At 60.5% G+C, this 22460-nt stretch carries 22 protein-coding genes; 13 read left to right on the top strand and 9 right to left on the bottom strand.

The genetic code is table 11. The features are described 5' to 3' along the window. Position 1 precedes the first annotated feature (1 nt). From nadE to NKJ84_RS15895, 3 genes are all read right to left on the bottom strand, one after another. Positions 2 to 985, bottom strand: a complete 984-nt coding sequence (gene nadE, locus NKJ84_RS15905) for an NAD(+) synthase (protein ID WP_352507250.1) — start codon at positions 983 to 985, stop codon at positions 2 to 4. Then, positions 982 to 3720 carry an AMP-binding protein gene (locus NKJ84_RS15900; protein WP_352507229.1) on the bottom strand — a complete coding sequence of 913 codons (2739 nt, stop codon included), beginning with the start codon at positions 3718 to 3720 and terminating at the stop codon, positions 982 to 984. The genes nadE and NKJ84_RS15900 overlap by 4 nt, the downstream gene beginning before the upstream one ends. A 260-nt stretch (positions 3721 to 3980) precedes the next feature. Then, positions 3981 to 4229, bottom strand: a complete 249-nt coding sequence (locus NKJ84_RS15895; protein ID WP_352507228.1) for a hypothetical protein — start codon at positions 4227 to 4229, stop codon at positions 3981 to 3983. Positions 4230 to 4534: 305 nt separating this feature from the next. Between NKJ84_RS15895 and NKJ84_RS15890 the strand changes: the two genes are divergently transcribed. From NKJ84_RS15890 to NKJ84_RS15860, 7 genes are all read left to right on the top strand, one after another. Then, positions 4535 to 4756, top strand: a complete 222-nt coding sequence (locus NKJ84_RS15890) for a hypothetical protein (RefSeq protein ID WP_352507227.1) — start codon at positions 4535 to 4537, stop codon at positions 4754 to 4756. A gap of 195 nt (positions 4757 to 4951) precedes the next feature. Beyond that, positions 4952 to 5032 carry a hypothetical protein gene (locus NKJ84_RS33245; RefSeq protein WP_502895561.1) on the top strand — a complete coding sequence of 27 codons (81 nt, stop codon included), beginning with the start codon at positions 4952 to 4954 and terminating at the stop codon, positions 5030 to 5032. A gap of 312 nt (positions 5033 to 5344) precedes the next feature. Further along, on the top strand, positions 5345 to 6553 hold the full coding sequence (locus NKJ84_RS15880; RefSeq protein WP_352507226.1) for an ABC transporter substrate-binding protein: 1209 nt from the start codon (positions 5345 to 5347) through the stop codon (positions 6551 to 6553). An 11-nt stretch (positions 6554 to 6564) separates the two neighbouring features. Then, on the top strand, positions 6565 to 7338 hold the full coding sequence (locus tag NKJ84_RS15875) for an ABC transporter ATP-binding protein (protein WP_352507225.1): 774 nt from the start codon (positions 6565 to 6567) through the stop codon (positions 7336 to 7338). Continuing rightward, the gene (locus NKJ84_RS15870) at positions 7331 to 8041 is read left to right on the top strand and encodes an ABC transporter ATP-binding protein (protein WP_352507224.1); all 711 of its coding nucleotides are present in this window, start codon (positions 7331 to 7333) and stop codon (positions 8039 to 8041) included. The genes NKJ84_RS15875 and NKJ84_RS15870 overlap by 8 nt, the downstream gene beginning before the upstream one ends. A gap of 7 nt (positions 8042 to 8048) precedes the next feature. Continuing rightward, entirely contained in the window at positions 8049 to 8936 is an 888-nt protein-coding gene (locus tag NKJ84_RS15865) for a branched-chain amino acid ABC transporter permease (RefSeq protein WP_352507223.1), read from the top strand. A 1-nt stretch (position 8937) separates the two neighbouring features. Further along, positions 8938 to 9915 carry a branched-chain amino acid ABC transporter permease gene (locus NKJ84_RS15860; RefSeq protein ID WP_352507222.1) on the top strand — a complete coding sequence of 326 codons (978 nt, stop codon included), beginning with the start codon at positions 8938 to 8940 and terminating at the stop codon, positions 9913 to 9915. Positions 9916 to 9934: 19 nt separating this feature from the next. On the opposite strand, the gene NKJ84_RS15855 is transcribed toward NKJ84_RS15860, so the two are convergent. Genes NKJ84_RS15855 through NKJ84_RS15840 form a run of 4 tightly spaced genes read right to left on the bottom strand, consistent with a single transcriptional unit; the run spans position 9935 to position 13964 of the window. Continuing rightward, positions 9935 to 11110 carry an ABC transporter ATP-binding protein gene (locus tag NKJ84_RS15855; protein WP_352507221.1) on the bottom strand — a complete coding sequence of 392 codons (1176 nt, stop codon included), beginning with the start codon at positions 11108 to 11110 and terminating at the stop codon, positions 9935 to 9937. Continuing rightward, entirely contained in the window at positions 11103 to 12245 is a 1143-nt protein-coding gene (locus tag NKJ84_RS15850) for an extracellular solute-binding protein (protein WP_254819524.1), read from the bottom strand. The genes NKJ84_RS15855 and NKJ84_RS15850 overlap by 8 nt, the downstream gene beginning before the upstream one ends. Positions 12246 to 12267: 22 nt before the next feature. Further along, positions 12268 to 13089, bottom strand: coding sequence for an ABC transporter permease (locus NKJ84_RS15845; RefSeq protein ID WP_352507220.1), 822 nt, complete (start codon positions 13087 to 13089; stop codon positions 12268 to 12270). Next, positions 13086 to 13964, bottom strand: a complete 879-nt coding sequence (locus NKJ84_RS15840; protein ID WP_254819522.1) for an ABC transporter permease — start codon at positions 13962 to 13964, stop codon at positions 13086 to 13088. Before NKJ84_RS15840 ends, NKJ84_RS15845 begins: the two co-directional genes overlap by 4 nt. Positions 13965 to 14216: 252 nt before the next feature. Between NKJ84_RS15840 and NKJ84_RS15835 the strand changes: the two genes are divergently transcribed. From NKJ84_RS15835 to NKJ84_RS15810, 6 genes are all read left to right on the top strand, one after another. Next, entirely contained in the window at positions 14217 to 15143 is a 927-nt protein-coding gene (locus NKJ84_RS15835; protein WP_352507219.1) for an ArsR/SmtB family transcription factor, read from the top strand. Between the two features lie 185 nt (positions 15144 to 15328). Continuing rightward, the gene (arfA, locus tag NKJ84_RS15830; protein WP_352507217.1) at positions 15329 to 16840 is read left to right on the top strand and encodes an arabinosylfuranosidase ArfA; all 1512 of its coding nucleotides are present in this window, start codon (positions 15329 to 15331) and stop codon (positions 16838 to 16840) included. A 49-nt stretch (positions 16841 to 16889) separates the two neighbouring features. Further along, on the top strand, positions 16890 to 17981 hold the full coding sequence (locus NKJ84_RS15825) for an ABC transporter ATP-binding protein (RefSeq protein ID WP_352507216.1): 1092 nt from the start codon (positions 16890 to 16892) through the stop codon (positions 17979 to 17981). 1 nt (position 17982) lies between these two features. Beyond that, positions 17983 to 18918, top strand: a complete 936-nt coding sequence (locus NKJ84_RS15820) for a carbohydrate ABC transporter permease (RefSeq protein WP_352507215.1) — start codon at positions 17983 to 17985, stop codon at positions 18916 to 18918. Continuing rightward, positions 18915 to 19763: a carbohydrate ABC transporter permease gene (locus NKJ84_RS15815; RefSeq protein WP_352507214.1), complete on the top strand. Its 849-nt coding sequence runs from the start codon at positions 18915 to 18917 to the stop codon at positions 19761 to 19763. Before NKJ84_RS15820 ends, NKJ84_RS15815 begins: the two co-directional genes overlap by 4 nt. A gap of 94 nt (positions 19764 to 19857) precedes the next feature. Next, positions 19858 to 21177 (top strand): ABC transporter substrate-binding protein, encoded by a 1320-nt coding sequence (locus NKJ84_RS15810; RefSeq protein WP_352475706.1) that lies wholly within the window; start codon positions 19858 to 19860, stop codon positions 21175 to 21177. Between the two features lie 183 nt (positions 21178 to 21360). On the opposite strand, the gene minE is transcribed toward NKJ84_RS15810, so the two are convergent. Next, positions 21361 to 21633 carry a cell division topological specificity factor MinE gene (gene minE / locus NKJ84_RS15805; RefSeq protein ID WP_023677151.1) on the bottom strand — a complete coding sequence of 91 codons (273 nt, stop codon included), beginning with the start codon at positions 21631 to 21633 and terminating at the stop codon, positions 21361 to 21363. Continuing rightward, positions 21630 to 22445, bottom strand: coding sequence for a septum site-determining protein MinD (minD, locus tag NKJ84_RS15800; protein WP_352507213.1), 816 nt, complete (start codon positions 22443 to 22445; stop codon positions 21630 to 21632). The genes minE and minD overlap by 4 nt, the downstream gene beginning before the upstream one ends. Between the last annotated feature and the right edge of the window lie 15 nt (positions 22446 to 22460).

The following is a 22460-nucleotide window of genomic DNA, read 5'->3' as shown; positions in this document are numbered from 1 at the left end:
CCTAGCCCTCGCCCATTGAAGAGGACACCAACGGCCGCGCGTGAAGATAACGTGCGGCGCGCCGCTTGCTGTCGATATCCTTGAAAACCTTCTGGACCTGCGCCTCGGTGAGGCCGGTTGCCTCAGCGATCTCTTCGCTGGCTATCCCGTGGTTCAAGCCGTAGAGGCACAGATCCATCAAATAATAAGGCAGCGCGAAGTAGAACTCCTCCTGACTCTGCGGCATCGAGAAGGTGTCCGTGGTGGGCGGTCTTCGCCGGACCTCTTCCTCCACCCCAAGATATTCCGCCAATTGATAGACCTGGGTCTTGTAGAGGTGGACGATTGGCATCAGGTCGGCAATTCCGTCGCCTTGCTTGACGAAGAAGCCCTGGTCGTACTCCAGGCGGTTCGGCGTGCCCGCTACCGCGTAGTTGAGGCGGTCGGCATGGTAGTATTCGGTCATCTTCCGCAGGCGCTGCTTGTAATTGGTTGCCGCGACGATCTGCAGATAGGCTGCCGACGGCAGACGCACCGTGTCGGTCCTGCCCTCGGGGTCCTGAACCGTGAGGCGCGTGATGTTGAGACCGTTGCTCTCGAGAACCGAGGCGAGCACCAGCTTGCATTTCCAGCCGTCCCCATATTCGGGAACGACAGTCTTGATTGCTTCGATCTGCCGTCTATAGGCGCCGATCGCTTCCAGGGCCGGCGTTATATCCTCCAGGACCGTATCGATAGCAAGCTGCGCGGCGACGGTGCGGCCGAGCCTTAGCGAGTCGCCGGAGGAATGGCGCTCCGGCATGAATATCCCGAGGACCTTGTCTTTTCCAAAGGCGCGAGCACACAACGCCGCGACGACTGAGCTGTCGATGCCGCCTGAGAGGCCGACAACCACCCCTCGACGTCGCAGCGTGCCAAAGACCTGCTGGCGCAAGATCTGGACGATACGATCGACTTCCGCGCCAGCCTCGAGCACCAGCGCGTCCTTGCCGAATGTTGAGATCAGGTCGATGGCTTGTACTCCAGTTTGCGAGACTCGGTTGGCGAATAGGTTTGCGCCACCGCTTTCTCGATAAGGGGACGGTTGGTGGCGAGGTGAGGCTCTATGACCAGGTCGATATGGGTGCCGACGATCGGAATCACGTCCAGATGGGCGAAAACGCGATCCCAGCCGATGGCCAGAGTCATTCCGGGTCGAGCACAGCGAAACAGGGTGCCGGTGATCGGCAGCGCCGGCTTCGGCTCTGTCAGCCATTGGAAGAAGGCCCGTGCCCGCAAAACCTCCTGCAGTTCCAGTTTGGTTCTAAAGCTCGTCGCATTGAATTGTCCCTGAGCGTAGCGATCGAGAAACCGGACCAGTTGCGCCTCTCGCCCCATTTTCACGGCGACTTTCGCGAGGGCGCGGCAAGCCATCCGGTAAGCGGATACGCGGTTGGTCCGGATTCGATTAAATGTGCGCGTAAACGTCTCCAAGTAGGCGCTTCGCTCGCCGACGAGGCTGGTGTCGAGTATGCCGACAAACTTTATGGTTCGCCCCGCGGCCAGCAGCCGCGCCGCCACTTCGAAAGCAACAGCGCCGCCGAGCGAATGGCCAAGAAGTCGTATGTTACCCGAAGGTTGAGTGCGGCGGATCTGCTCGACGGCGGCATCGGCCATGTCGGCGAGGCTGTTTTGCCCGCGCAGTATCAGAGCCAGGGCCGGATACCTGATCGGGGCAACGCGGGTGACCTTGCCCATCGCTGCTGCAAAGGCAGCAAGGCTCGGGCCATAGCCGACCGACCCCGGGAACAGAAAAAGAATGGGAGGATCGTGCTTCTCGGCGCGCGCGCTTTGGTCGCCTGCCTGTGCAGATACGACCGCCTTGACCATTTCGTCCAGGCTCATCCCGACGGTGAAGGCCTCAAGACCGAGTTCCTGCCCGATAGCGCTTTCGATTTCCATGACGCAGTGCAGCAGCTTCAGTGAATCTCCTCCGGCGTCGTCCCAGCGCCCTGCCGCCACCCGCGTATTAAGAATGCTGGTCCATGCCCGCTGGACGACCTGCTGCGCCGTCAGCTTGCCTCGCGGCTCGAGCGGACGCTCGATCGCTGCCGTCTCTCTGGCTGAAAGATCCATGTCTGCAAGTGTCGTGATGTCGACTTTGCCGCTCGGCAGACGCGGCATCTCGGCGATCGTGTGCAACCGCAGGGGACGCAGCGGCGGCGGCAGATTGGACCTGACAAGCTGGCGAAGCTCGTCTGAAAAGGCCGCTTCGGCCGAGCGCCGAGGAACAACAAAGGCGACAAGCTCATTCGCCGCAGCCACGATTGCCACAGCATCCGCAACAGAGGGTGCGCAACGCAGCACCCGTTCGAGCTCGGCTGGCTCGACGCGTCGACCATTGATCTTTACCTGGCGCCCCTTGCGACCGACGATGTGCAGTAGGCCTTGGTCATCAAGTCTAACGAGGTCACCCGTCGCGAAAATCCGAAGGCTTGGATCGTCCGGGTCTGATGTTGTCGGCACAACAGCCCCGTCCTCCCAATGGCCAAGCAAGACATAGGGGCTCCTGATCAGAAGCTCTCCGCTGCGGCCTGGTTGAACGCGGCGGCCCGTTTTGTCGACAATTGCAAAGGTGATGCCAGGCAGTAGCCAGCCAACTGGAACCGAATCTCCATGCTCCGGCCAGTCTCGCGGCAGGAACCATTGCGAGCCCGTGGTCTCGGTTGACGAGTAACCGATCTGGATGAGGCACGTATCGGAGACGGCCTTGCGCAGCAGGGCGATGTCGCTCCACGGCACCTTCTCGCCACCGATCCGGGCGACTCTGAGTGAATGAAATGCTTCCGCAGGTCCGTCTGCCATAAGCGCGCGAAGCAGTGCCGGCACCAGATAGGTGATTGTCACGCCCGCGGATCGCACCAGACGTTGCACGGCGCGCAAGCCGACCGCTTCGACTTCGACCAGATGCAAGGTGGCGCCGGTGAGAAGAGCCGCAAGAATCTCCCGGCACCCGGCGATTGTGGCGGGTCCGGTCAATGGCAGGAAAACATCATCCGAGTTGATGTGGCATGCATCGACATATTGCTGGACCCGGCACAGCAAGCTGCGCTGGCTGTTAACGATGCCTTTGGGCCGGCCCGTGCTTCCTGATGTATAAAGCACGATGGCGGGCGCATCGACCGAGGCGGAATAAGACTGAGGCACTTGCCCACCCTGCGAGGCCGCACTGGTCGACACATCGATCCAACTGACCCGGTGAGGCAAACGTTCGGGTCGGACATTGCCCTCGCCCAGAATAGCTGAGAGTCGCGCCCCGGCCACGATTTCAAGAATCCGCGAGCCAGGATCTCGTGCGTTGAGCGGCACCGAAGGGCGCCCAGCCGCCATGCTGGCCAGCATGGCGATGGGATACCAGGCTGAGTTGGCCTGAAGAATCCCTATCGCCTGTCCATCTGGGACGGCCGCCGCGATCTGGTAGGACAGCGTCTCGACTGACCGGAGAAGCTGGGAATAGGTCAGACGATTGGCGCCGTCGCTGATTGCAAGCTTGTCGGGGTACTGGCGGACGATATTTCTCAGGTGCTCGAAGGCCGCACTGTTGGCAAAATCGGCGCCCAATCTTTGAAATGGGCGCAGTACGGGACCACCCTGATCCAGTGGGTATTGTGGGACACTTGACCAATTATCGGAGGTCGTTGTCTGACAATCCACCGCTAGATCCTGATCCGCGACTTCTGATCCCAAATATGCCGAAGACATGAGTTGCCTACGCTAAGATTAGGGTCACTTATCGCCCCCCGCCCCGATCTTTTCATCGATCATTCTGATGATGCCCTTCGCCTGTTTCGCAAGCCGCGGGCCGAGCCAATCATGCCGAGCTCGCTGGCTGCCGTGGTGCGCATGACACGGCGAGCACTGGCGTTTGTGCCAAGTTGGCAACACCTGTTGGACACATGCCAAGGCGGGATCGAAGACCAAGGCGGGTTGAAGACGGAATTGCCGCTACGCAGGCATATTGCCTATTCTGTGGTTCTCCCGGGCGATACAGGCGATGCTTCGGTGTCGGAATAGCTGCCGGAGACGAAACAATATGCATAGATCTGTCCCCGATTTTCGTCGGTCACACGAATCCAATCCTTTTCCCACGTTCGGAAGGTAATACGCCCGCCCGTCATCATAGCTGCGGCTCTGAACGGACTCGGCGCGTTGACAACGCGCACCGATATAACATCGTCGCCGTCCATACGCTCGACGAGATACGTCTGCATGAAAGCTCCCCATGCCCCGCTAGATCACCCGCACTTTAACGACGGCTAATCAATTCGGTTGCAACGTGTTTTGCGAAACTTGGAGGCGATGGTTTCCATACCCACCGGCGCCGGGGGTCCCTCCCACTCCGTATCCGTCAGATTTTTCAGCGACGGGAAGCCAGTACAGGTGAAGGCAGGCTGATTCCGGCCATGCCGGCCTTCATGACCACTGCGCCGTGTCGACGATCCGTTGGAGCAGAAGGCCTGGTGCTGCAACGTCAATCGTATTTGGCCAGGAAGCGCCCGACGGCGGCGAGGCCGTCGTGCTTTTCCTCGACATGCGGCATGTGGCTGGAATTCGGGAAGACCAGGCCTTCGACGTAGGGGATAAGATCCAGAAAGGGCTGGACGCAGGCCTCGGTCGCTTCGTTGTAGAAGCCGCGGAAAACCAGGTCGGCGCCTCGATCCGATGCAGGCGGTCGACGATGGTCCAGTCCCGCATCGTGCCGATGACGTGGAACTCATTGGGACCATTTATGGTGTGATAGACGGTCGGATCTTCCTCGATTGCCGCGAATGTCCGGGAGACCATTACACCGCGGTGCTGCGTTCCGCCGTGCCGATACCCGGCATCGACCGGGCGCGGCGTGGCCGGCTGGTGCTCAAGGGTGACCTGCCCAGCCCGATGAACCCACCCCTCGGGGTGCCGGTTCCACACCCGTTGCCCAGCTGCCACCCCGATCTGCCGCAGCGAGCGCCCGCTTCTCCAAAGCATCGGCGAGGGCCGCCTGGTCGCCTGCCATCATCCAGCCGACGGTTGACGAGGGGAATTCTCGTTCAACGATATCCGGACCGTCAGCCGTAATTGTTGCTTCGGCGAGAATAAAGGCCGATCTGGACGCCGCACGATCCGGCGCTATGTTGCGCTTCGGCGGCCGGGTATCGCGGATGCCTAATACTAAAGTAACTGTTCTCGCGTTGCCGAGCGATGTTACGATTTGAAGGACGGTGGCCGTACAGCGCTGCGTGATTTTGCGCTGGAGAGGATGGAATATGGGAGGCCGCTCTTCGTGCCGCAGCAGGCAGCCGCCGACATGTTGCTCGGTTGTCGACCATAAGGGAGGAAGTCACCAATGAAGCTATCGTACCTGGTCTCGGCCGCGCTTCTTGCAGCGACTGCGATGCCTGCTGCAGCCGCCGAGATTTCCGATGGCAAGGTCAAGATCGGCATTCTCAACGACCAGTCGGGCGTCTATGCCGATTTCGGCGGCAAGTGGTCGGTCGAGGCCGCCAAGATGGCGGTCGAGGATTTCGGCGGCAAGGTGCAAGGTGCGCCGGTCGAGATCGTCAGCGCCGACCACCAGAACAAGCCGGACATCGCCTCCAACATTGCGCGGCAGTGGTATGACACCGAACAGGTCGATTCCATCATGGAACTCACCACCTCCTCGGTGGCACTCGCCGTCCAGGGGATTTCCAAGGAAAAGAAGAAAATTGATATCGTCACCGGCGCCGCGACCACCGAGCTAACTGGTAAACAGTGCTCGCCCTATGGCTTCCACTGGGCCTACGACACGCATTCGCAGGCAGTGGGGACCGGTGGCGCTCTCGTCCAGCAAGGCGGCGACAGCTGGTTCTTCGTCACCGTCGATTATGCATTCGGATATTCGCTCAAGGAGCAGACCGCAAAGTTCGTCGAGAGCCATGGCGGGAAGGTGGTTGGCGAGGTGCGTTACCCGCTCGGCTCGACCGACTATTCATCCTTCCTGCTGCAGGCGCAATCGTCGGGCGCCAAGGTCATCGGCCTGGCGAATGCCGGCCTCGACACCTCCAACTCGATCAAGCAAGCGGCCGAATTCGGTATCGTGCAGGGCGGTCAGCGCCTTGCAGCGCTTCTCTTCACGCTGGCCGAGGTGCATGGGCTCGGTCTCGAGGCGGCGCAAGGCGTGGTGCTGACCGAAGGCTTCTACTGGGATCGCGACGACAAGAGCCGCGAGTTCGCCCAGCGGTTCTTCAAGCGCACCAACCGCATGCCGAATATGATCCAGGCCGCCACCTATTCAGCCGTGACACAGTATTTGAAGGCGATCGACAAAGCCGGCACCGATGGAACCGAGGCGGTCGCCAAGGAATTGCATTCGATGCCGGTGAACGACGTCTTTACGGCGAACGGCAAAGTGCAGCCCGACGGCAACATGGTTCACGACATGTATCTTTATCAGGTCAAGTCGCCGAGTGAGAGCACCAAGGAGTGGGACTATTACAAACCCCTCGCCACGATCCCCGGTAACGAGGCGTTCCTGAGCGCCAAAGAGAGCGGCTGTCCCACGGCCGGCGAGTGATTGGCGGACCGATGGCGCCGCCTGAACCGGATCGGCCGCAGGTAGTGCTTTCCGCCCGCGGTTTGCGGCGCGACTTCGCCGGCTTCGTTGCTGTCAGGAATGTCGATCTCGACGTCTACCACGGCAATATCCACGCGCTGATCGGACCCAACGGCGCCGGCAAGACCACCGTGTTCAACCTGCTCACCAAGTTCCTGCCGCCGACCAGCGGCAGGATCGAACTGCTCGGCCACGACATCACCCGCACCTCGCCGGCCAAAGTCGCGCGGATGGGCCTGGTGCGCTCGTTCCAGATATCGGCAGTGTTTCCGCATCTCAGCGTGCTCGACAATGTGCGCGTTGCATTGCAGCGACCGGGCGGGCTCAGCGTTCAGTTCTGGCGCTCGCTATCGGCGCTCGATAGATTGACGCCGCGCGCCGAGGAGCTTTTGCGGTCTGTCGGTCTCGACGATGCCAAGAACAGGCCCGCCGCCGATCTCTCCTATGGCAGGAAACGTGTGCTCGAGATCGCCACGACGCTGGCGCTCGAGCCGAAAGTGCTGCTGCTCGACGAGCCGATGGCCGGCATGGGGCATGAGGACGTGCGTACGGTTTCCGACATCATCCGCTCGGTTGCCAGGGATCGCGCCGTGCTGATGGTCGAGCACAATCTGACAGTGGTGGCCGATCTTTGCGACTGGATAACCGTCATGCAGCGCGGCGAAATCCTTGCCGCCGGCGACTACCCCACGGTCAGCCGCGACGAGCGGGTGAGGGTCGCCTATATGGGCACCGCCGATGACTGACGCCGCGCCGCTTCTTGCAGTCCGCGACCTCAACGCCTGGTATGGCGAGAGCCATGCGCTGCACGGCGTCGATCTGGAGGTCTTTCCAGGTGAAACTGTGACGTTGCTGGGCCGCAACGGCGTCGGCAAGACCACGACATTGCGCGCCATCATCGGGCTAATCCGCCAGCGGACCGGCCAGATTTTTTTCGACGGCAAGGATCTGATGCGCCTGCCATTGCACCGGACTGCGCAGCAAGGCATCGGCCTGGTGCCGGAGGAACGCGGCATCTTCGCGACGCTGACCGTGGACGAGAATCTGGTGCTGCCCCCGATCGTCGCCGAAGGCGGCATGAGCGTGGAGGAAATATTCGATCTTTTCCCCAATCTGAAGGAGCGCCGTAACAGCCCCGGCACCAGGCTCTCGGGCGGCGAGCAGCAGATGCTGGCGATTGCGCGCATGCTCAGAACCGGCGTGAAAATGCTGCTTCTCGATGAGCCGACCGAGGGCCTGGCTCCGGTCATCGTGCAGCGCATCGGCGATCTGCTGGCGACGATGAAAAAGCGCGGTATGACGATCCTGCTGGTCGAGCAGAATTTCCGCTTTGCCAGCCGCGTCACCGACCGTTTCTACCTGATGGAGCACGGCAAGGTCGTGGCGGCCTTTCCGGTCGGCGAACTGCCGGATCGCATGACGCTGCTGCATGAAGTGCTGGGTGTATGATGGCGCCATGACGATGATCTTCGGAATACCCGTTCAGGCATTCCTCGGCCAATTGCTGGTCGGCCTCATCAACGGCTCGTTCTACGCAATGCTGAGCCTGGGCCTTGCTGTCATATTCGGCCTGTTGCGCGTCATCAATTTCGCTCACGGCGCGCTCTATATGCTCGGCGCCTTCATCGGCTACCTGCTTCTCACCCGGTTCGGTATCGGCTACTGGCCGGCTTTGATCCTGTCGCCGCTGATCGTCGGCGGCTTCGGCATCGTGGTCGAGCGCCTGGCGCTGTCGAGGCTTTACGACATCGACCCGCTCTACGGGCTGCTTTTCACCTTTGGCCTCGCGCTCGTGCTCGAAGGGGTATTCCGTTACTACTATGGCGTATCGGGAAGTCCTTATTCCGTGCCGCCGCTGCTGTCCGGCGGCACCAATCTCGGCTTCATGTTCCTGCCCAATTATCGCGGCTGGGTGGTGGTAGCCTCGATGATCGTCTGTTTCGGCACTTGGGCGCTGATCGAGAAGACCAGGCTGGGCTCCTATCTGCGCGCGGCAACGGAGAACCCCGGCCTGGTGCAGGCTTTCGGCGTCAACGTGCCGTTGCTGCTGACCCTTACCTACGGCCTCGGCGCCGCTCTTGCCGGGCTTGCGGGGGTTCTCGCCGCGCCGATCTATCAGGTGAGCCCGCTGATGGGATCTGACCTCATCATCGTCGTTTTTGCCGTTGTCGTGGTCGGCGGCATGGGATCGATCCTCGGGGCGATCGTCACCGGTTACATGCTTGGCCTCGCCGAAGGCTTGACCAAGGTTTTCTATCCCGAAGCCTCCAATCTGGTGGTCTTCGTCATCATGGCGATCGTGCTTCTGGTCCGGCCAGCCGGCCTGTTCGGAAGGGATGCCTGAGATGGCCGAACTGACCCTTCGCGAGACGCGTGCCAAGAATTCCGCACGGCTTGAATGGGCGCTGGTCGGGCTCGGCATCCTGGCGCTGCTGGTGGCGCCTTTCTTCGTCTATCCGATCTTCCTGATGAAGATGCTGTGCTTTGCGCTGTTTGCCTGCGCGTTCAACCTTCTGCTCGGCTACACCGGCCTGTTGTCCTTCGGCCATGCGACGTTCTTCGGCGGGGCGGCCTATTTCACCGCATACGCGGTCAAGGTCTTGGGCTGGCCGCCGGAAGCCGGCATCCTGCTCGGCGTCCTGGGTGCCGCGCTGCTCGGCCTTGTGATGGGCTTCTTTGCCATCCGCCGGCAAGGCATCTATTTCGCCATGATCACGCTGGCGCTGTCGCAGATGTTCTTCTTCTTCTGCGTGCAGGCACCGTTCACCGGAGGTGAGGACGGCATCCAGGGCGTGCCGCGTGGTAGGCTGCTTGGAATGCTCGACCTGAACGTCTCGATCAACATCTATTATTTCGTGCTGGCAGTCTTCCTCATCGGCGTGTTCGCCATCTGGCGCATCATCAACTCGCCTTTCGGCATGATCCTGCGTTCCATCCGGGAAAACGAGAGCCGGGCCATTTCGCTGGGCTATTCCGTCGCCAACTACAAGCTGGCGGCTTTCGTCATGTCGGCGACATTGGCCGGGCTGGCCGGCGCGCTCAAGGCGATCGTTTTTCAGTTTGCCACGCTCACCGACGTCACCTGGCAGATGTCGGGCGAGGTGATCCTGATGACGCTCCTCGGCGGCATCGGCACCATGGTCGGGCCGATCATCGGGGCCAGTCTGGTCGTCGGCCTGGAAAACACGCTCGCCACCTCGAGTTTTCCGGTGACCATCGCCACCGGCCTGACCTTCATGGTCTGCGTGCTGGTTTTCCGGCGCGGTATTGTCGGTGAGGTCTATGCGCGGTTTCTCGGGCCAAAGGGTAACGGGAAAGACTGAACGGCTCAGTTCCGCCTCGCTACGCGATGCGTAAGCCTTGCGCGTCGAGAAGCACGCAGCCCAGAGGATCGAAGCAGACATCGACCATTTCGCCTTCACGCAGCGGCTGGCCGTCGATCAGCGTGTTGGCGCGCACCAGCGTGCCGGCGCCGATGTCGATCTCGTAGACCGCATTGCCGCCCAGATAGGAGGTCGAGACTATCCGTCCCGCCAGCCTGTTGGCAGCACCGACGGTACCGACGGTAAGCTTCTGCGGGCGAACGACGACGGTGACCGCGCTGCCGGTCGCGAGCGCCTTCGGCGCGGCCGCCTTTACGACATGGCCGCTGGCCAGCGCGATCGTCGCCATCTTGCCGTCCATCACAGTCACGCTGCCGGGCAGCATGTTGGCCTTGCCAAGGAAATTGGCGACGAATGCGGTGGCCGGCTGGTCATAGACCTGCGCGGGGGAGCCGATCTGCTCGATCAGGCCGGCATTCATGACGACGATGTGGTCGGACATCGACAAAGCTTCTTCCTGGTCGTGCGTCACGAAGATAGCGGTGATGCCCGTCTCCCTCTGGATTTTCTTGATCTCGACGCGCATGTCCTCGCGCATGTTGGCGTCGAGTGCCGACAGAGGCTCGTCCAGCAGCAGCACTTCCGGCTCGAAGACGATGGCGCGGGCCAGTGCGATGCGTTGCTGCTGGCCGCCAGAGAGCTGTGATGGCAGCTTTGTCTCACTGCCGGGCAGCCGCACCATGTCCAGCGCCTTCTTGACCCGGCGCACGATTTCCGGTTTCGGCACGTTTCGATATTTCAGGCCGAATGCGACGTTGTCGAAGACGTTCTTGTGCGGAAAGAGCGCGTAGTTTTGGAACACCAGACCAATGTTGCGCTTGTAGATCGGGATGTCGTCGACCCGTTTTCCGCCGATCGAGATCTGGCCGCTGGAGATGTCGACCAGGCCCGCGATCGATCGCAGGATCGTCGTCTTGCCGCAGCCGGACGGCCCGAGCAAGGTGACGAAACTACCCTTGCGGATCGCCAGTGAAAAATCGCGCACAGCGGCGAACTTGCCGTAAAAAATATCGATGTCGCGAAACTCGACCGCAGGCTTTCCTGTCGGCTGTCTCTCACCTTGGGCGAGCGGGTCGCCAGCGGCCCCGGCCGAAGCCGGCCGGGGCTGCTGGTCGTGGCTGTTGTCGTCATGCACCTTTCGACACCCTGTCCCATTGCTTGGTCCAGGCGTCTTCGTTCTTCGCCCAGTAGAGCGGATCGGCGAAGGTCAGCGACTTCATCGATCCGGTCGGATCGAAGGCCGGAAGTGCCGCGATCTTGTCGGTCAGCTTCACCTTGGTCGGGTCAAGCGATGGCGGATAGTTCTGGCCCTCGGCGACGGCGATCGACGTTGCCGGATCCAGCATGAAGTTGATCAGTTCCTCGCATTCGGCCATGGGCGAACCCTTGAGCACCAGCATGTCCTCCATCCACGCGTATGAGCCGGCAGGGTCGAGATAGCCGATTGGCTGGCCCTGCTGCTGCAGGGCGGCGACACGTCCTGACCAGGCGTCGGTGACGACGATCTCGTTTCGCGACAGGAGGTCCATCAGTTCCGCGCCGGAACTCCAGAACTTCTTGGCCAGGTCGCGGGTCTCGCGAACCTTGGCCCAGATGGCATCCATGTCCTGGATGTTGTTGGGGTCCTGTTTCGTCTGCAGCGCCGCATACCAGACGCGCGTCGTCATATCGGCGTAGCCGCCGATCTTGCCGGCATATTTCTTGTCGGTAAGCAGGTTGGCGCCCTTTTCCTTGGCTTCCTCCGGCGAGATGACCTTGTTGTTGTAGGCGATGCCGGTGGTGCCGTAATCATAGGGCACAGCCGACAGCTTTGGCGTGATCTTGCGGAACGGCTCGATCATGGCGGTCAGCACATTTGCCATGTTCGGGATGTTCGCCTCGTTGATCTCCGAATTGAAACCGCCATTGACGTATTTGATGTAGTAGTTGACGCCGGAAGAATGGACGATCTGGAAGTCGCCCGGCTTCGACGTCTTGATCTTGGTGATGATCTCGTTCTCGTCGCCAAAGGTGCCCTGGACGACCTTGACCTTGGACTTGGCGGTGTAAGGCTGGAACGCGTACTTATCGATCGCTTCCTGCACCACGCCGCCCCATCCGTCGAAGCGCACTTCCGAAACCGCGGCCAGCGCCCGTCCCATCCAGGGCATGGAAAGCCCGGTGGCGGCGGCAGCGGCGGCCGTCAGCGTCAGGAATGATCGCCGGCTGATGTCGCCATCGGCATAGCGCTCATTCAGCCGTTCCAGTCGTTTGGTGGTTGTCACTTTCATTTCCGTTCTCCCATTTTCATTTTCACTTGCCTGCCTTGAACCAGGTGAGGCTTTGCAGGATGAGCCCGCCAGCCAAGGGAATGCCGACCGTCAAAAGGATCATGACGGTTCCGAGCGCGTTCACCTCGGGGCTGATCGAGATCTTCAGCATCGAAAGGATTTGCGTCGGCATGGTCTCGACGCCCGCCGGCCGCCAGAACAGGCTGGCCGAAGTGTTGTCGAACGAAATGGTGAAAGCGAGCAGGACGCTGGCAAGCACTGCGGGAATGAGCAGCGGCAGCGTAATCTCGCGGAATGTCGACACACGCGGCGCCCCGAGCGACAGCGCCGCCTCCTCATAGGAACGCTTTATGCCGACCATGCGCGCCTGGACGATCAGCACCACGTAGGGGAGCGTGAGCAGAATGTGGCCGAGCACCAGCAGCGTCATGCTGCGCGGCTGGTCGACGGCTTTGATCATGACCAGCAGGCCGACGCCGAGTATCGTTTCGGGGACCAGCGCGGGAAGAATGACAAGCGTGTTGATCACCTGCTTGCCACGAAACTCGAAGCGCACCAGCGCTAATGCCGCCATGATGCCGAGCAGTGTCGTCACCGTTGCCGTTACCAGGGCAATCCACATCGATGTCCGGAAGGCGTCGAGAACCGGCTCGTTGGTGAGCAGCTTCTCATACCACCGCAGGCTGAAGCCGGTGAGGGGAAAGCCGCCGAACATCGAGGCGTTGAAGGAAAGCACGACCGTGGCGAGGATCGGCGCAAACATGAAGATGTAGACGCACACCGTGATCGCGCCGGTCAGCCGCCAGGCCCATCTGCCTTCGCGATCGGGATGATCCGCTCTCATGCGCTGAGGCCCTTCATGATCTGCGACAGGCCCATATAGCGGCTGTAGGCGGCCGCGGCGGCGCCGAGCAGGACGAACAGGACGATGGAAAGCGTTGCCCCCATCGGCCAATTGAGCTGCCCCATAATGGTATCGTAAATCAGGTTGCCGAACAGCGCATCGCGGCTACCGCCGAGCAACTGCGGCGTCACATAGGAACCGGCCGCCAGCACGAAGCAGAGCAGCAGCCCAGCGCCCAGCCCCGGCATCGATAGTGGCAAGGTCACTTCGCGGAACGCCTGCGCGCTGGTACAGCCCATCGAGCGCGCGGCGGCGATCAGCGTGCGGTCGATGCTTTCCAGGCTGACATAGACGTTCAGGATCATGTAGGGCAGCAGAAAATGCAACAGCCCCATGATGACGGCGCCCTCGGTGTAGAGCATCGGCAACGGCTCGTTGATGACGCCCAGCCTGATGAGCGCCACGTTGATCAGCCCCTGTTCGCCGAGGATGTGGATCCACGAGAACGTCCGGATGGTGAAGCTGATCCAGAACGGCACGATGAGCAGCAGCAACAGCAGCCATTTGTGCCTGAAGGTCGTGGCCCAGATGAAATAGGCGGGGAAATAGCCAAGGATCGCGCAGATCACCGCGGTGATGGCGCCGACGCGAACGGTCTTCCAAAGAAAGCCGTGATAGTAGCTGTCGGTGAGGAATTCCTTCCAGTTATCGAAGGTCAGCACCGCCGACTCAACTCCGGCGGTGACGAAGGTGAAAAACGTGTAGACCGTCATCATCGCGATCGGCAGCAGCAGAAGCAGGGTAAGCAGTATAAGCACAGGCGCGACGAGGACCCAGGCCAGTCGCTGATCGTATAATTTCCACCCTTTGGTCACGACCCGTCCACACCAATTTATGTGCAAGCCGCCATCACCGGGGCTCGGCTCGGGACTAGATTGGGCGATCGGCGTTCAGGTGTCCACTCTGCATGTGACTCCAGCACAAACTCTGTGCAGGGCCACCGGTTGACCCTCGCCCTGCCGGATTCAACAAATTGCCCGGCGTTCCGCCTGCGCATTGATTAAATCAGCTATCTCGATATACAGGGTAAATTTCGAATATGGATTTCGCGTGGGCCGGGCAATTTCATGAGTCGCAATTTTCTGGTGATTGAACCTGAGGAAGGCATTGCCGTGCTCAAAGGGCTTGCCTCCTCGGCGCGGATCTCGATGCTGAAACTGCTGCATGAAAAGGGGCCGATGAATATCAACGAAATCGCCGCCGTGCTGTCGCTGCCGCAGTCGACCGTCTCAACCAACATCCAGGTGCTGGAGGATGCGGGGCTGATCCGAACCGAGAACCTGAAAGCGAAGAAAGGCAGTCAGAAAATCTGTTATCCGACGGCCGAAGAAGTGCTTGTCGTGTTCAAGAGCGAATACCGTGCGGTCAAGAACGATGCGATCGAAGTGTCGATGCCGATCGGGCTTTACACCGGCTTTGAGGTTACCGCGCCCTGCGGCCTTTGTTCGCCGGACGGCATCATCGGCTTGCTCGATGTGCCGAACACTTTCCTTGATCCGGATCGCATGAAAGCCGGTTTGCTGTGGTTCACGCGCGGTTTTGTCGAATACCAGTTCCCCAACAATGCCAAGCTCGCCAATGCCGAGATCACCGGACTCGAAGTGGCGATAGAGCTGTCTTCGGAAGTGCCGGGCACCAGCGCCGATTGGCCCTCGGACATCACGCTGACGATCAATGGTGTCGATGTCGGCACCTGGACGTCGCCGGGGGATTTCGGCGACAAGCGCGGCGTCTTCACGCCCTCCTGGTGGAAGCTCAAGGGCTCGCAATACGGCAAGCTGAAGAACTGGCGAATTGCCAATGACGGCACCTATGTCGACGGTCTCAGGATTTCCGAAACCGGCCTCGCCGCTCTCGATCTGAAGAGCCATCATTCAATCCGCGTCCGTATCGGCGTCAAGGACGACGCCGAGCGCCCCGGCGGGATCAACATTTTCGGCAAGGGCTTTGGAAACTACGATCAGGACATTCTGCTCAGGATCAAAACTGGTTGATATCATGAAATCGGGTTCTGAAGATAACGCAGCAACTTCAACTGTTTGGCTTTCTGCTGTGCCAAAGCGTTGGTCTAATTGTCCTACATTTGGGCATTTTTGACTTGACGAAGGGTTGCCAGTTCCTCTTTGATATCGGGCAAGGTGATTTAAATCATCATTTGTGATATCGATGGGAGGAATGCATGAAGGCAGCCGTTACGGCACATCCGCATTTTGTTGTCTCGGAGATCGATCCGAGACTCTACGGATCCTTCATCGAGCATCTCGGGCGGGCAGTTTACACCGGCATCTATGAGCCCGGCCATCCGACAGCGGATGCCAACGGCATGCGTCAGGACGTCATCGATCTCGTCAGGGAACTCAATGTTCCGATCGTCCGCTATCCCGGCGGCAATTTCGTCTCAGCCTACAATTGGGAAGACGGCATTGGCCCCAAGGAAGAGCGCCCGGTGCGGCTCGACCTCGCCTGGCATACGTCGGAAAGCAACGAAGTCGGCCTGCATGAATTTGCCGATTGGTGCACCTGCGCCAACACCGAGATGATGCTTGCCGTCAATCTCGGCTCGCGCGGCCTCGACGAAGCCCGCAACCTGCTGGAGTACGCTAACCATCCCGGCGGCAGCAAATGGAGCGACAAGCGCATCGCCAACGGCCGCAAGGAGCCCTTCGACGTCAAGCTCTGGTGCCTCGGCAATGAAATGGATGGCCCCTGGCAGATCGGCCACAAGACCGCGGACGAGTATGGCCGCTTGGCGCATGAGACGGCCAAGGCCATGCGCGCCTTCTCCAAGTCACTCGAACTGGTGGTCTGCGGCTCTTCGAACGCCAAGATGCCCACCTACCCTGAATGGGAAGCGACGGTTCTCGACCATACCTACAACGAGGTCGACTACATCTCGCTGCACATGTATTTCGACAACGAAGCCAACGACGCTCCGAACTATCTCGCCATGAGCGAAAAGCTCGACGCCTACATTGTCTCGGTCGCCGGCGTCATCGACTATATCAAGGCCAAGAAGCGCTCCAACAAGCAGGTTTACATCTCGTTTGACGAATGGAACGTCTGGTACCATTCCAAGGAGCAGGACAAGAAGATACTCGGCGGCAGCGACGGTTGGCCGTTCGCCCCGCCGTTGCTCGAAGACATCTATAATTTCGAGGATGTGCTGCAGGTCGGCCTGATCCTCAACACCTTCATCCGCCGTTCCGACGTCGTCAAGATCGCGTGCCTGGCACAACTGGTCAATGTCATCGCGCCGATCATGACCGTTCCGAATGGTCCGGCATGGCGGCAGACGATTTTTTATCCCTATCTGTTTGCTTCCAACTATGGCCGCGGCAATGCGCTGGATCTCAAGGTGGAAAGCCCGACCTACAGATCCAGCGTTGCGGGCGACGTCGCCTATGTCGATGTTGCCGGCGTGCACGACAGGCAAACCGGCCACGTCACCTTCTTCGCCGTCAACCGCCATTCGAGCGAGGTAATCGAAACAGTGGTCGACCTCTCCGGCTTCGGGGCGGCGGAGATCGTCGATCACCAGGTGATGGCACACGCCGATCTGAAAGCCGTCAATTCGGCCGAAAACCCTGGCAATGTCAGCCCCAGGAAGGGTGAGGGCGCCGAAGTCGCCGGCGGCAAACTAAACCTGTCGCTGCCGGCGTATTCCTACCAGTTCATACGCCTGAGGCTCTGAGTTCGGGCGGATCATCGAGAAAGCGCAAACGCTGAGGAGGAGCGTCGACGTGACGGCCGATATCGAGATCAGGAACGTGAGCAAGCAGTTCGGTGCCATGACGGTGCTGGATCATCTGTCGCTCTCCATAAGGGCACGCGAATTCATCGTGTTCCTGGGGCCGTCCGGCTGCGGAAAATCGACGCTTCTTCGGATGATCGCCGGTCTTGAAGCTGTCGATAGCGGCGAGATTGCCATCAACAACGAGCGCATCGATCATCTGCCGCCGGGCAAGCGCGGCATTGCGATGGTGTTCCAGTCCTATGCGCTTTATCCGCATATGACGGTGCGCGACAACATGGCCTTCGGCCTTGCGAATATCGGCGTACCAGGCAAGGTCATCGAGGCGCGCATCAACGAAGCCGCCCGCATCCTCGAAATGGCGCATCTGCTCGATCGCAAGCCGGGCCAGCTCTCCGGCGGTCAGCGGCAGCGCGTCGCGATCGGCCGTGCGATCGTCAAGGAGCCGAAGGCCTTCCTGTTCGACGAGCCGCTCTCCAATCTCGATGCGGCGCTGCGCACCCGAACCCGCATCGAGCTTGCCCAGCTTCACCAGCGGCTGCAATCGACGATGATCTTCGTCACCCACGACCAGGTCGAAGCAATGACGCTGGCCGACCGCATTGTCGTCATGAACAATCGCAAGATCGACCAGATCGGTACCCCTATGGAGATCTACGAACGCCCGGCGACCAAATTCGTCGCGGGTTTCGTCGGCGCGCCGGCGATGAACTTCGTCGATGCGACACTCGACAGATCGGGCAAGAACGCCACGGCCAGATTTGCGGACGGCATCTCGGTGCAGACCGAGATCGCCTCCAGCCAATTGACCGATGGCAACTACACTTTCGGCATCCGTTCGGAAGACGTGCGCATCGTTGCCGCCGGACAGGGCAATGCCGACGGCGTCGTCGATGTGCTCGAGCGGCTCGGCGAACGCACCCTGATCTACGCGCGGCTGGGCGATGGCCAGCAGATCGTCGGCTCCGATGCCGGCAACAGCCGCGTCGCCGTCGGCGACAGAATCGGGCTCGCCTTCGACGGCCAGAAATCGCATCTGTTCAACGAGACCGGCCGCGCCTGGCATGCGAGGGAGGCCTGAGATGGTTGACCGGCTGGCGACGTCCCCGACCGCGACGCTTGCTGTCGGCGTCAGAGCCCCTACCGCCGACATCTATGCGCCGCAATGGCGAAACTTCATTTTCGTTGCGCCATTCTTGTTCTTCTTCACCACGCTGCTGCTCTTCCCGCTGCTCTGGGGGATGTGGCTGAGTTTCCACAAGGCCGACACGTTTTCGTCCGGAAATTTTGTCGGTCTCGGCAATTACGCCAGGCTGTATCACGACAAGGTCTTCCTGCAATCGATCTGGAACACCTTCTACTTCGTGCTTCTGACCGTGCCGACGCTGGCGCTGATCGGCCTTTTCCTGGCGCTTTGCCTCAACCGCCGCACGCGCACTGCCGCGGTTTTGCGGACGCTGTTCTTTTCCTCGTCGGTGCTGTCGGTCACCATCGTCACGCTGATCTGGCGCATCGTCTTCATTCCGAATGTCGGCCTGTTGTCGACGATCTACGGATGGTTCGGCGCAACCGCACCGGCCTTCATTTCCGATCCCAGCCTTGCGATGATCGGCATCGCCATTGCCACCGTCTGGTGGTGCATCGGCCTGCCGATGATGCTCTTTCTCTCGGCGCTCCAGCAGATTCCACAGGATATTTACGAGGCGGCAGCGCTGGACAATGCCAATCGCTGGCAGACGCTACGCTCGATCACGCTGCCGTCGATCAAGCGGACCTTCATCCTGGTGATCATCATCCAGATCGTGCTGCAATTCCAGCTGTTCGGCCAGGCCTGGCTGATGACGCGGGGCGGTCCGAACAACCTGACCAAGCCGATCGTGCTCTACATCTACGATACCGCATTCCGTCGCTGGGATCTCGGCCTGGGCGCCGCGGCATCGGAAATCCTGTTCATCCTCATCCTGGTCGCGGCCATGGCCCAGTACCTGGTGACGCGCAGCAGGGGAGACCAGGCATGAGCGCTCCGGCCGCTTCCATCAAGGGACGGGCATTTGGCGACCATGTGTTGCTGGCCCTCGTCATCCTGCTTTCGATCGTCATGATCGCGCCGGTTCTGTGGGTCATCGGCCTGTCGCTCAAGGACAATACGGAGCTGATGGCCGATCCGAACTCGGTGTTTCACGCGCCCTATACGCTGAAGAACTACATCAACACCGTCGGCACCTCGTCGGTGTTCATCTGGGTGCGCAACAGCATCATCGTCTCAGGCGGGTTGACGTTCGGCACGTTGATCCTGTCGTCGCTCGCCGGCTACGGCTTTGCGCGGCTGAATTTCCCCGGCCGAGACGTGCTGTTCGTGATCGTGCTGTTCGGCCTGGCGGTCCCGGAACAGGCCGTGCTGGTCGCCCGTCACCAGATTTTCAGCATGCTGAAGTTCCACAACACCTATCAAGGGCTCATCCTGCCGGGCCTTTCGGCTCCGTTCGGCGTCTTCCTGATGACCCAGTATTTCAAGGCCATCCCCAAGGAGCTGGACGAAGCCGCCATGCTTGATAACGCCAGCCGGCTCAGGATTTTCTGGAAGGTGCTTCTGCCGCTCACGCTGCCTGCGCAGGCGACGCTCGGCATCTTCACCTTTCTCGGCGCGTGGAACGACTACTTCTGGCCGCTGATTTCGGCGACGAGGAAGGACATGTTCACGCTGACGGTCGGCATGGCCTCGACCCAGACCAATTTCGCCCAGTCCGAAGGCATCGGCTTCCTGATGGCGCAGGCGGTGTTCGCCGGTGCCCCGATCCTGATCGTCTACCTGTTCTTCCAGAAATACATCGTCACGGCGGTCTCCGGCGCTGCGGTGAGATAACGAAGATAGCCTGACGGCCGGGGGAATGGGCAGCGATTGAAGCACGAAAGCCAATCCAGGGTGGAGCGGCGGAAACTCAGTAGGAGGAACTGATATGAAACTGAAGAAAATACTGTTTGCCGCAGTCTCTGCGGGCGCAATGCTGCTCGCAGCTCCAAGCTTCGCGGCCACGGAACTGAGCGTGCAGCGCTTTTTCGGCGCCTGCGATGCTGATTTCGGCACCAACACCGATGCCACCAAGGCCGTTGGCGAATGCGGCATCATTACCTCGCTGATCAACAAGTTCAACGCCGACAATCCCGATGTCCACGTCAACGTCACCACCGTGGAATGGCCCGGCTATGATCAGCTGACCGCCCAGTTCGCTTCAGGCGACGCTCCGGACATCGTCACGATCCATGAATCCGTACTGTCGGATTATCAGTCGAAGGGCCTGTTGATGCCGCTCGACGATCTCTTGAAGTCGGTCGGCGTGACACCCGACGCCTTCACCGACGCGGCACGCAATGGCGCCACCAAAGACGGCAAGATCTATGGCCTGCCGATCGACAGCTGGACGATGCTCTATCACGTCAACATGGATCTTTTCAAACAAGCCGGCCTCGTCAATGCCGACGGCACGCCGATTTTTCCAAAGTCGCCCGAGGAACTGCTCGCCCAGGCCGAACAGTTCAAGCAGAAGACGGGCAAGCCTTATTTCGTCCAGAACCTGGCCAATGAGACTGCACTCTACACACGCAACCTCTACACCTATCTTTTCCAGCAGGATTCCGATTTCTTTGCCGATCCGAAGCATGTGAAATTGAATACGCCGGAAGCCAAGAAGGTCGTCGAGATGTACAAGGCGATCTTCGAGAAGGGCTACACCACCAAGGATCTCGACTATGGCGGCTCGATCAACGCCTTCCTTGCCGGCGAGGGTGGCGTCCATCTCAACGGTACGTGGGTGGTCGGCGATTACAACGCCCAGTCCGAGACCAAGGGGACGGCCCTCAACAAGGGCGGATATGCGGTCTATCCGTATCCGCAGCTGTTTGGCGGCGCCCATGCGCAATATGCCGACGGCCACACCTGGGCCGTTTCGCAGAAAGACCGCACGCCTGAACAGATCGCGGCTATCGGTAAATTCCTGAAGTTCTTCGCCGACAACGACTTCGAATGGTCGCGCACCGGCCACTTGCCGGCCTATAAGGCCGTCATCACTTCGGACGCCTTCAAGGCACTGCCGCATCGCAACACGATCTCTGCGGTCGCTGATCTCGGCAAGCCGCTGCCGTCCGCCGTACAGCGTCAGTTTGCGATCCAGGACATTATCGGCGAAGAGATGAGTGCAGCAATCAGTGGCCAGAAGGACGTCGACACCGCCCTTGCCGACATGGAAAGCCGCGTCAACGAATTGCTCGCCAACATTTGACCACGGGTTTCGAAAGGCCCTCCCAAGGCGCCCCGCGGCTGGAAACGGCCGCGGGGTTTTGGTGAGGGAGTGGTTATTGTCCTCGAATTGCGAGAACTTGCCGGTGGCGATCGGCTCAAGCACACCAACCACGGCGCCGCAATTTCGGCAGCAGCCGACGCAAGCCCTGACCGGAGGGTTTCGTTAGAACGCCGCGGCCATGGGCATTGCGACTTTGTTGGGGATCTGGATGTCGATCTCCAATCTCGACGTCGTTTCGCCGTGATCCATGCTTACCTGCAGGAAATCCTGGTCGACCTGAACATGCCGGGCGATCACCGCCATGATCTCCTCGCGCAACACGGAGACGAGATCGGGCTGGTTGCGGCTTCGACGCTCGTAAGCCAACAGCAGTTGCAAGCGCTCGCGCGCCACGGGCGCGCTGCCGCGGCGCTTGAAGATATCGAGCAGGTTCATGCTGCCCTCCTTCCCAACAGCCGGTCGAGGAGGCCCCTCCGTTCGAAAGGCAGAATGACCGGCAGGTCCTCGCCCTCGAGTCTTCTTGCCGCGTCGATATAGGCGCGTGCGGCGGGGTTGGTGTTTTCGCTGAGCGTAACCGGCGCGCCCACATTGGATGCGCGCAGCACGTCCTGGCTCTCGGGAATTATTCCCAGCAGAGGCGTGGACAGGATCTCGAGAACGTCATCAATGCTGAGCATCTCGCCGCGGGCAGCGCGGGCAGCGTCGTAGCGCGTGACGAGGACGTGTTTGGCAATCGATTCACCTTGCTCTGCTTTCATCGTCCTGGAGTCGAGCAGGCCGATGATGCGATCGGAATCGCGGACCGAGCTCACTTCGGGGTTGGTGACGATTACCGCCTCGTCGGCAAAGCGCATGGCAAGTCGCGCGCCCCGCTCTATGCCGGCCGGGCTGTCGCAGAAGACGTAGTCGAAAACCGAGCGCAGCTTGTCGATGACGTCGGCGACGCCTTCCTCGGTGAGAGCATCCTTGTCGCGCGTTTGCGAGGCCGGCAGCAGGAACAGCGTTTCGAGCCGCTTGTCACGGATCAGCGCCTGCGAGAGCTTGGCGGTTCCCTGAATGACGTTGACGATATCGAAAACAACGCGCCGCTCGGCGCCCATGATCAGATCGAGGTTGCGCAGGCCGACATCGAAGTCGACGAGGGCCACCCGCTTGCCGGTTTTCGCGACCGCGGCGCCGAGAGCGGCCGTCGAGGTCGTCTTGCCGACACCCCCTTTGCCGGATGTGACAACCACTACCTTGCCCATATTTGTGCCTCCAAT

The organism is Mesorhizobium sp. M0048 (genome assembly GCF_040323405.1).
Taxonomy (GTDB): domain Bacteria; phylum Pseudomonadota; class Alphaproteobacteria; order Rhizobiales; family Rhizobiaceae; genus Mesorhizobium.
The sequence above is the reverse complement of the archived record's forward strand: the minus strand, read 5'-3'. Positions and strand labels throughout refer to the sequence as shown.